The following is a 9,974-nucleotide window of genomic DNA, read 5'->3' as shown; positions in this document are numbered from 1 at the left end:
GGAAAAGCATACAAATATTATTTAACTCAACACGCCGTAAAAACACACTTTTCTTACTTAAGCCGTTCCCACGACCCTCGGAACTTACGCGCGTCCCCTGAAATACTTAACCCCCGTGCACTGTTCTAAGAACAGTGCACGGGGGTTAGTTGTGGGCCCATCGGGACTCGAACCCGAGACCTGCGGATTAAAAGTCCGTAGCTCTACCAACTGAGCTATAGGCCCAACTCTGCATATATTAGTAGATGAATGAGCAAGAAGAAAAACGACCCCCCGATTAAGTCGTTTTTCTTCCCTCGCTACTGATTAATCCTGCTTTTCCACCCGTACTCGCATGCCGGTTTCAGAGCGGGTGAGCATCTTGGTCCAGGAGAAACGGATGTCTGCCGGATCTGTGGACAGCACCACGCCTGGGCGGCACAATGCCAGCACCAGCGCAGTCAACGCAGATACTGCGATCTTCTCCCCTGGGCAGCGGTGGCCGGTATACACCCCTCCTCCGCCCTGGGGGATGAAGGCGGTGATCTTTTCATAGTCAGCCTGGGATTTCAGATCTTCACGGGCCAGGAATCGGTCAGGGTTGAAGGAGCTGGGGTTGTCCCATTCATTGGGGTCCGTGTTGGTGCCATAGATATCGATGATCACCCGCTCGTCCTTGTTAACCGGGCAGCCCTGGATTTCAGTGTCGGTGGTGGCCACGGCAGGCAACATGGGTACAAAGGGATAAGTCCTGCGGACTTCCTGCGCAAAGGCCAGAGCTACGGCTTCTCCCCCATCGCGGATCTTCTCCACCCACTCTGGGTGATCGACCAGGGCACCGGCGGCAAAGGAGGCGAAGAGGGAAACAGCGATGGTTGGCCTGGTCAGGTTCTGCAGATCAATTCCTGCGGTGCGGGCGTCGACAAGCTCCCCGTCAGGGCTGGTGAGCTGTGCCATCGCATGCAGGGCTGTTCCCTCCTCAGCATGGCGTTTACCAGCGCGGGTCTCCTCAATGATCTTCTCCGCCCACTTGTCCAGTTTGGCTCTGTTGATCCAGGACTTGATATGCCCTGTGATGGGGTGGCCGAATTCATAGACCAGGTCCGCCATCTGAAGGGCGCGTCGATCAGCTTCCTTGGTGCTGAGTTCAATGCCTGCCCATTTGAAGGCAGCACGTCCAAAGGACAGTGCTGCTCCCTCATAGACCGTTCCTGGGGTGTGTGCCCAGTCAGCAACAATCTTTTCCACTTCCTGCTTCACCAGGGTGTCAAAGGCGTCCACCTTGGCATCGTCATAGGCCACATCCGCCATCTGGTGTTTACGCACCCGGTGTTCCTGCCCGTCCAAGGTGTGCACTGCGTTATGGCCAAACAGTGGCCCTCTGATCACTGCCGGCATGCCGCCGTCACGCTTGATTCTGTCGGTGTCATAGAAGAGCTCCACGCCTTTGGAACCGCGGACGATGGTCACGGGTTTAAAGAGCATGCGGGTGCGTACCGGGGAATTGGATCCCGGTGCCACACCGGCCTTCTTGCGGAGGTGGGAGATGAAGAGATAACCCTTGCGGAGCAGGTTGGGGGCTTGTTCCCCGGGGGCAAAGGGACATGAGGATGTGGTGGACATTACGGTGGGACCTCTTCCATTTATGTTGTGGTCAGCTTCGTTGCCGTCTTCCTTATTTTCCCATCATCCCTGAAACATCAGTTTCATGTTGAGAAACTCATCTCCCCATCTGCACCCCTGGCAGCTCCGCAAATGCCCAACCGTGCCTGGGGAAAAGAAGAAGGCATGAAAAAACCGCCTTCCTGCACCTGTAGTCCTCAGCGGATTCCAGGGTGAAGGAGGGCGGTTTCACCACTCAGATGGTTTAGACCAGCTGATCCTGGTGCTTCATGGAGCCGTTCTTAGCCAGGTTGCGGTGGAAATCAAACGCGGTGGCCAGGTCATGAGGGGTCTGCATGAACTTGTTGTCGCCGGAGGTCGCGCGAGCGTAGTACTCCTCCAGCAGTGGGCGGTAATCAGGGTGTGCCAGAGCAATCATCTTGGACACGCGCTCACGTGGTGCCAGGCCACGCAGGTCGGCGTAGCCGTACTCGGAGATGACCACCATGACATCGTGCTCGGTGTGGTCGATGTGGGAGGCGAAAGGAACGATCGCGGAGATCGCACCACCCTTGGCCTCAGATGGGGTGATGAAGGAGGAGATGTAGGCGTTGCGGGTGAAGTCGCCGGAACCACCGATGCCGTTCATGACACGGGAGCCGGAGACGTTGGTGGAGTTCACGTTGCCGTAGATGTCGGCTTCGATCAGGCCGTTGGTGGCGATCAGGCCAACACGACGGATGACCTCCGGGTGGTTGGAGATCTGCTGTGGGCGCAGGATGATGGACTCGCGGTAGCGGGCGGCCTCATTGTTCATCTTCTCTGCGTACTCAGGGGAGAGGGAGAAGGAGGTGGCAGAAGCAACGGTCATCTTGCCGGCGTCGATCAGGTCGACCATGCCGTCCTGGATGACCTCGGTGTAGGCCTGGATGTTTTCGAACTTGGAATCCAGCAGGCCTGCCATCACAGCGTTGGGGACGTTGCCCACGCCGGACTGCATGACATAGCCGTCGTAGGACAGTCGGCCAGCGGCAACCTCGCCCTCGAGGAAATCGAGGAAGTTGCCGGCGATCTTCTGGGAGACCTCATCGACCGGCTTGAATGGTGCGTTGCGGTCCGGGGTGTTGGTCTCAACAACGGCGACAACCTTGTCGGTGTCGATCTCGATGTAGGACTTACCGATGCGATCACCAGCGTTGTTGATCGGGACAGCGATGCGGTTAGGCAGCTTTGGCATGTTCCAGATGTCGTGCATGCCCTCAAGGTCCAGGGACTGCCAGGAGTTGACCTCAATGATGATCTTCTCAGCGGCAGCCAGGTACTCAACGTTGTTGCCCACGGAGGAGGAAGGCACGATGTGGCCCTCTTCGGTGATGCGGACTGCTTCGACGATGGCGACGTTCAGCTTGCCGAAGAAGCCGTTCTCCACGTACTGACCGGAGTGGGACAGGTGGATATCGGAGTATCCCATCTTGCCCTCGTTGATCTTGTTACGCATGATCGGATCAGAGGCATAAGGCATGCGGAAGCGGACGGCGTCGGCTTCTGCGAGAACACCATCGCAGTCAGGTGCGGTGGATGCGCCGGTGAACAGATCAATCGCGTAATCGGATCCTGCTGCGTGAGCGTCCTTCGCACGGTTGGCGATGGCAGTTGGGAGTGCCTTTGGGTAGCCCGCACCGGTGAAGCCGGACATACCGACCTTGTCACCAGCGTTAACGAACTGAGCTGCCTCATCGGCAGACATGACCTTGGAACGCAGCTTCTCCGAAGCAATACGATCTGACATTGGTTACCTCCTCAGGTAGTCGATCCCCATAACCATGTTCATGGCACAAGGTTCGACGAAAGATGTCCAGGCGGTCTACACGTAAAAATATCCAGGCTTTGTCTGCCACGCTCGAACACTCTCAGAGCGCCTGCAAATCACTGCCGTGGATGTTTTATGATGTACCCCACTTTTTCTGTTGTGCTAACAAGAATAAACCATTTACTACCCAAATGTCCGAATTTAGGGTGTGATCAGCAGCGATAGCGACGACTTTTCATTCCACCCTTGACTTTGCTGACACATCAATGGATTCTTCTGCAACTCTTTTCAGTACTTTTACCCAATATTTTCATAGTTTCCCTCAGCACCACCTTTCACTCATCAGCCTTTAGCGCCCTACCATTTGGCACCCATCCACATAGGTAGGACAATGGGAGGTGTGACTCTGAAGATCGGACCCTTTGACCTTGCCTCCCCGGTGATTCTGGCCCCCATGGCCGGTGTCACCAACGTGGCGTTCCGCACCCTGTGCCGCGAACAGGAGATGCAACGTACCGGAACGATCTCAGGGCTTTATATCTGTGAGATGGTCACTGCGCGTGCCCTGGTGGAACGCAATGAGAAGACCCTCCACATGACCACCTTCGCCCCGGATGAGAATCCACGCAGCCTGCAGCTGTACACAGTTGATCCGCAGTACACCTATGAGGCTGCGAAGATGATTGTGGATGAGAATCTGGCTGATCATATTGATATGAACTTCGGCTGCCCGGTGCCCAAGGTGACCCGCCGTGGTGGTGGTTCGGCCATCCCTTATAAGCGCAGGCTCTTTGAAAACATCGTCTCGGCGGCAGTGCGCGCCACTGAGGGCACTGATATCCCGGTCACGGTGAAATTCCGCGTGGGCATTGACGACGAACACCACACCCACCTTGATGCCGGCCGCATCGCGGTGGATGCAGGTGCCAAGTCTGTTGCCTTGCATGCCCGCACCGCCGCCCAGCGTTATTCTGGTGAAGCCGACTGGAATGAGATCGCCCGTCTCAAGGAACACCTGGCGGATACCGGCATTCCGGTTCTGGGCAATGGCGATATCTTCGCAGCTGATGATGCCACCCGCATGATGGAGCAGACCGGCTGCGATGGCGTCGTGGTTGGTCGCGGCTGCCTGGGCCGTCCCTGGTTATTTGCTGAGCTGTCTGCTGCGGTGCGTGGCGAGCCGATCCCGGAGGAACCCACCTTTGGTGAGGTCACCCGCATCATCCTGCGTCACGCGGAACTACTCATGCAGCACGATGGTGAGCTCAAAGGCATCCGTGATCTCCGTAAGCACATGGGGTGGTACCTCCGCGGCTTCCCTGTCGGGGGAGAGTTCCGCGCTGAGCTGGCGCGCACCTCCACCTACACCGAACTGGAAGATCTGCTGGTTCCATGGGCAGATTCTGATGCCAAGGCCGAAGATGCCGATGGAGCTCGTGGCCGCAAGGGATCTTCAGCAAAGGTGGCCCTGCCTGAGGGCTGGTTGGATGATCCGGAGGATGAGACTGTGCCGGTGGGCGCAGAAATGGAGAACTCCGGAGGTTGAAACTTCCGGTTTCAGCCCCGTTTCCGGGTAGATAGGTTTTCTGCAGCCCAGCTGTCTGGACATTTTGCTCACATGCACCCTGCAGTACGATCCTATTGAGCTTATAGTGATTCCCATGCGTAGGTCATACAGGCAGCAACTAGACGAATTCGCACATGACCTCATCACTCTGTGCGATCTCACCAAAGACACCATGAGCAAGGCATCCGATGCGCTGCTCGGTGATTCTCTGGCCTCTGCCGAAGCTGCTCTGTCTAACGCGGATGAGCTGGAGGAGGTCCGCACCCGTTGTGAGGTCCAGGCTGTCGAGCTGTTGGCACTGGAAACTCCCCTGGCCCGCGATCTGCGCCAGGTGGTCTCCTCCATCTACATCGTGGAGGACTTCTCCCGCATGGGTGCTCTCGGCATGCATGTGGCCAATGCGGCACGACGCCGCCACCCTGATCCGGTGGTTCCTGAGGAATTCATCGGTTTCATCAAGGAACTGTCACGCCTGGTAGACAACATGTCAGACAAGATTCGACAGATCCTGATCACCCCAGATGCAGATATCGCCCTTGATCTGGCCTCGGATGATGATGCCGTGGATGATCTCCACCACCACATCATGCGGATCCTCACTTCACGTCCCTGGCCACATTCTGCCCGCAATGCTGTGGACCTGGCCCTGCTGTCACGTTTTTATGAGCGCTACGCTGACCACACTGTGAATGTGGCTGCCCGTCTTGTCTATTTCTCCAGTGGTCTGCAGCCGGAGGAATATATCCAGAAGCGCAAGCATGAAGAGATCGAGGCGGACGTGGAGCGTCGCTGGGCAGAGCTGGAACGACAGTTCCGCCGCAGCTCTTCGGATGAGGATCCGATCATCTAGATTCTGTTCAGCACCACTGGCGCTGACACATATCCACCCAGCGGGAAGCGGGCCCGTACCGGAGCACTCTGCGTCGGGGTGACCACGGTGGCGTCGATAAGCGCTGTGACAAAAGCCCGCAGTTCAGCCATGGAGAGATCACGCCCGGGACACTCATGTGGCCCGGCTCCCCAGACCAGGTTCTTCGACAGGTTGAAGGCATCATAGGCATCCGGGTCCTCAAAAATTCGCTCATCACGATTGGCGGAAGTCCAGTTGATGTTGATCTGCTCACCGGCAGGGATGTGCTGGCCAGCCAGTGTGACAGGGCAGGTGGTGACGCGCCGGTTGGTGACAAAGGGGCTGTCGATGCGCAGGAACTCATCAATCATGGCCTCCAGTTCCCTCGTGGATACGCCACCGCGAATACGGTCCTGCACCGCGCGATTGTTGGTGAGTCCTTGAACCACCACGCCGATGCACAACGCCATGGAACTGAGATCACCACCGGTCCAGTTCCTCAGGATGGAGACAATTTCTTCGAAGGTGAGTTTCCGCCCCAGGAAATCGTCCTTGACCAGATCAGCGGTCACGTCCTTGATGGAACTGTCCCGCAGTCGGGGTTCCACCACCTCCCGGATAATCTCATCAAAATCTGCCGCCACCTCTGCGGTTTTCTCCTGCTGTCTGGAACGTGAGGCCTGGGAATTGTTGCGCACCCACTGAACCAGACGCGGCTCCAGATCCCGTGGCCACCCCAGCCATGCTGTCATTGCCCTGACAGAGAAGTTGATGCCCAATTCCACGGCATCGACCTCTGCTGTCTCCCCCTGTAGTGTCCCCGCCACCGCCTCCCCCACTACTTCCTGCGCCACCTTTGCGAACACCGGTTCCAGACCCGCCACCACAGAAGGCGTCATGTAACGGTCGATCAACGCACGGAACCGGCTGTGTTCCACCCCATCCAGACCATTAGGCAGCTGCAGGTACCGCGACACCGCTGAAGAGTAGGAATGAGGATCACGGGCTACCTGCATCGCTTCAGGATGCCCCAGAACAGTCCAGATGCCATCAATCTGGGTGACATCATAATCCTGGCGTAGCTGGTCGGTGGTCGTCCGGGGATCTGTGCCCTGCAACATATGGTTCTCCCAACTTCTCATTCCCCCAACGGGAATATTAAACATTGATTTAATCGTACTTAAAGGTTGCCAGCGGAGCACATACCTGTCAGCGTCAACCACTGCCCCCGACCATGAGAAAAACCGCCGTGCGGAGGGCACGACGGCTGGTCTAACACAAGTTGAAGTTCGGGGTTTATCCGAAGCGGCCCGAGATGTAGTCCTCGGTTTCCTTCTTGTCCGGGTTCTCGAAGATCTTCTTGGTGGGGCCAAGCTCAACCAGACGGCCCGGCTTGCCGGTGGCCTCTAGGGAGTAGAAGGCGGTCTGATCCGACACACGCGCAGCCTGCTGCATGTTGTGGGTGACGATCACGATGGTGAACTCTTCCTTGAGCTCGTGGATGAGGTCCTCCACGGCCAGGGTGGAAATCGGGTCCAATGCGGAGCAGGGCTCATCCATGAGGAGAACCTCAGGCTCAACGGCAATTGCGCGTGCGATGCACAGGCGTTGCTGCTGACCACCGGAGAGGCCACCACCCGGCTTGTCCAGGCGGTCCTTGACCTCTTCCCAGAGGTTGGCGCCGCGCAGGGACTTCTCGGCTACTTCCTTGAGCTTCTTCTTGTTCTTCTCACCGGAGAGCTTCAGGCCGGCGACAACGTTGTCCTCGATGGACATGGTTGGGAATGGGTTGGCCTTCTGGAAGACCATGCCGATGGTGTTACGCACGGCGACCGGGTCGATCTTTGGTCCGTAGATGTTCTCGCCGTCAAGGAGGATTTCTCCCTTGACGTAGGCACCCGGGGTGACCTCGTGCATGCGGTTGATCGAACGCAGAACGGTGGACTTGCCGCAGCCGGATGGGCCGATGAAGGCGGTGACTGAGCGGGCCGGAACCTCGAGGTTCACGTTCTGGACAGCGTGGAAGTCGCCGTAGAAAATATCGAGATCGTTGAGCTTAAGCTTCGACATCGTGGGTATCTCCTGAAAAGTTTTATAAAAAGTGTGGGGTTACTGCTTGACCGAGAACTTGGCTGAGATCACTCGTGCACCGATGTTAAGAACAGCGATGATGATCACCAGCGTGAGGGCAGCACCCCACAGCTTGTCCAGGGTGGCTGGTGCGGTACCAGCCTTGTACATGTCCAGCATCATCAGTGGCAGTGAGGACTGCGGACCGCTGACCGGGTTCCAGTTGATGGCCTGGGTGGAACCAACCAGCACCAGGACTGGTGCTGATTCACCCATGATGCGGGCAATCGCCAGCATCACGCCGGTGACGATGCCGGACAGGGCGGTGGGAAGAACGATCTTGGCGATGGTCTTCCACTTCGGAACACCCAGTGCGTAGGAGGCTTCACGCAGGTCCTGTGGGACCACGCGGAGCATTTCCTCGGTGTTTCGGATGATCACCGGGACCATGAGGATGACCAGGGAGAGTGCCACAGCGAGTCCGGAGCGGGAGAAACCGAACATGACGATCCACATGGAGTAGATGAACAGTGCGGCAACAATGGAGGGAACACCGGTGAGGATGTCCACCATGAAGGTGGTGATGCGGCCCAGGCGGTTACCGTTGGAGTACTCCACCAGGTAGATGGCGGTGAAAATGCCGATCGGGATGGACACGATCGAAGTGATCAGTGCCTGGACAAGCGTTCCCACCATGGCGTGTGCGGCACCGCCACCGGGTAGCTGGAGCAGCGTGCCCTGCTGGGAGGTGGTCCACCAGTCAACGGTGAGAATCGGGGAGAATCCCTTGGAAATGACGGTCCACAGCACCCAGACCAGCGGGACTGCGGCAATGACCATCGCCAGGTAGATCAGGAAGGTGGCAAAGCCATCGGAGGCTTTACGACGACTGGAGATGTCGGTGAATGCGGAGCTCTTCTTCAAGGGCTCATCCATGCGCGGCGTGGTGGCTGCGGAAATGTTGTTAGTCATTGTTGTAGACCCTTCTACTTTCCGCGGTTAACCATGCCGCGGGCTGCAGCATTGACGATGAAGGTCAGGGCGAAGAGCACCAGGCCGGCAGCGATATAGGCGCCGGCACGGGTGTCGTCGTTGAACTCTGCGGCAGCGTTGGCGATTGCTGTTGCGAAGGTGGTACCACCGTCAAACAGCGAGAAACGGAAGGCAGACGATGGAGAGACAACCATGTACAGGGCCATGGTCTCACCCAGTGCGCGGCCCAGGCCCAGCATGGCGCCGGAGACATAACCGGACATGCCGAATGGCAGGACAGTCATGCGGACAACTTCCCAGCGGGTGGCACCGAGTGCGAGCGCTGCTTCAATGTGGCCTTTCGGCGTCTGGACAAATACTTCGCGGGCGGTGGCGGCGATGATCGGGAGGATCATCACGGCCAGCACGACGCCACCGGTGAGCATGTTGCGGCCCGTGGCAAAGGATGGGGAGTTGGCGTAGGTGGCAAACAGGAAGAATCCGCCGCCCCAGCTCTCGACCCAGGTGTAGAGGTTGGATAGTGATGGTCCGAGCACCTGCCAGCCCCAGAGGCCGTAGACGATGGAAGGGACTGCTGCGAGCATGTCCACCATGTAGCCCAGTGGCTTGACCAGTCGTTTGGGTGCGTAGTTGGAGAGGAAGACCGCGATGCCCAGTGCGATCGGCATGGCGATGATCAATGCCACCACTGAGATCAGCAGTGTGGCGGCGAGAAGGTTGGGGATACCGAAGTACATTGCTTCGACATCAAGGGTGTTCCATGCGCCGGTGTAGGTGAAGAATCCCAGCAGACCCTCTGCGTTGTTGGTGAGGGCTGGGATAGCGCGCCAGATAAGGAACGCACCGATGGCCGCGATGAGCACGGTGATGATTGCTGCGGAGGCGGTGGACAGGGTCTCAAAGATTTGGTCACCTGGTCGCTTCACACTTCCAGCGCCAGAAGCAGCAATGTTCTTTGCTGACTTTGGCTGTGCGGTGTTGCCGATGGTGGCCACGGGATGAGTTTGGGCCTTGGACGGATCCAATTCCCTCTGCTCGGTGGCTGACTCGTTTCGGGCCATGACTTGGTTAATTCCTTAACTGACGAATATTAACTTCAAACA

General features: G+C 57.7%; 8 protein-coding genes and 1 tRNA gene. 2 read left to right on the top strand and 7 right to left on the bottom strand.

What is annotated here, in order from left to right; all coding sequences use genetic code 11:
* Positions 1-152 precede the first annotated feature (152 nt).
* The 3 genes from Q0M74_RS10910 to Q0M74_RS10900 form a co-directional block, all read right to left on the bottom strand.
* Positions 153-225 (bottom strand) — tRNA-Lys (locus tag Q0M74_RS10910).
* Between the two features lie 81 nt (positions 226-306).
* Positions 307-1,602 (bottom strand): cytochrome P450, encoded by a 1,296-nt coding sequence (locus Q0M74_RS10905; protein ID WP_293954343.1) that lies wholly within the window; start codon positions 1,600-1,602, stop codon positions 307-309.
* 244 nt (positions 1,603-1,846) lie between these two features.
* Positions 1,847-3,370, bottom strand: a complete 1,524-nt coding sequence (locus Q0M74_RS10900) for an acetyl-CoA hydrolase/transferase family protein (RefSeq protein WP_293954340.1) — start codon at positions 3,368-3,370, stop codon at positions 1,847-1,849.
* Positions 3,371-3,791: 421 nt separating this feature from the next.
* On the opposite strand from Q0M74_RS10900, the gene dusB reads away from it, so the two are divergent.
* Positions 3,792-4,937, top strand: coding sequence for a tRNA dihydrouridine synthase DusB (gene dusB / locus Q0M74_RS10895; protein WP_293954337.1), 1,146 nt, complete (start codon positions 3,792-3,794; stop codon positions 4,935-4,937).
* Positions 4,938-5,052: 115 nt separating this feature from the next.
* Positions 5,053-5,808, top strand: a complete 756-nt coding sequence (locus Q0M74_RS10890; protein ID WP_293954335.1) for a phosphate uptake regulator PhoU — start codon at positions 5,053-5,055, stop codon at positions 5,806-5,808.
* Here the strand turns inward: Q0M74_RS10890 and Q0M74_RS10885 are convergent.
* From Q0M74_RS10885 to pstC, 4 genes are all read right to left on the bottom strand, one after another.
* Entirely contained in the window at positions 5,805-6,929 is a 1,125-nt protein-coding gene (locus tag Q0M74_RS10885; RefSeq protein WP_293954332.1) for a cytochrome P450, read from the bottom strand. The two genes, Q0M74_RS10890 and Q0M74_RS10885, sit on opposite strands and share 4 nt — an antisense overlap.
* 175 nt (positions 6,930-7,104) lie before the next feature.
* Positions 7,105-7,878 (bottom strand): phosphate ABC transporter ATP-binding protein PstB, encoded by a 774-nt coding sequence (gene pstB, locus Q0M74_RS10880; RefSeq protein WP_293954330.1) that lies wholly within the window; start codon positions 7,876-7,878, stop codon positions 7,105-7,107.
* Positions 7,879-7,917: 39 nt separating this feature from the next.
* Positions 7,918-8,850, bottom strand: a complete 933-nt coding sequence (pstA, locus tag Q0M74_RS10875) for a phosphate ABC transporter permease PstA (RefSeq protein ID WP_293954329.1) — start codon at positions 8,848-8,850, stop codon at positions 7,918-7,920.
* A 14-nt stretch (positions 8,851-8,864) separates the two neighbouring features.
* Positions 8,865-9,932, bottom strand: coding sequence for a phosphate ABC transporter permease subunit PstC (gene pstC, locus Q0M74_RS10870; protein WP_293954327.1), 1,068 nt, complete (start codon positions 9,930-9,932; stop codon positions 8,865-8,867).
* Positions 9,933-9,974: the final 42 nt, after the last annotated feature.

The organism is uncultured Corynebacterium sp., assembly GCF_945649885.1.
GTDB lineage: Bacteria > Actinomycetota > Actinomycetes > Mycobacteriales > Mycobacteriaceae > Corynebacterium.
This window is presented reverse-complemented; position numbering and strand designations above follow the sequence as displayed.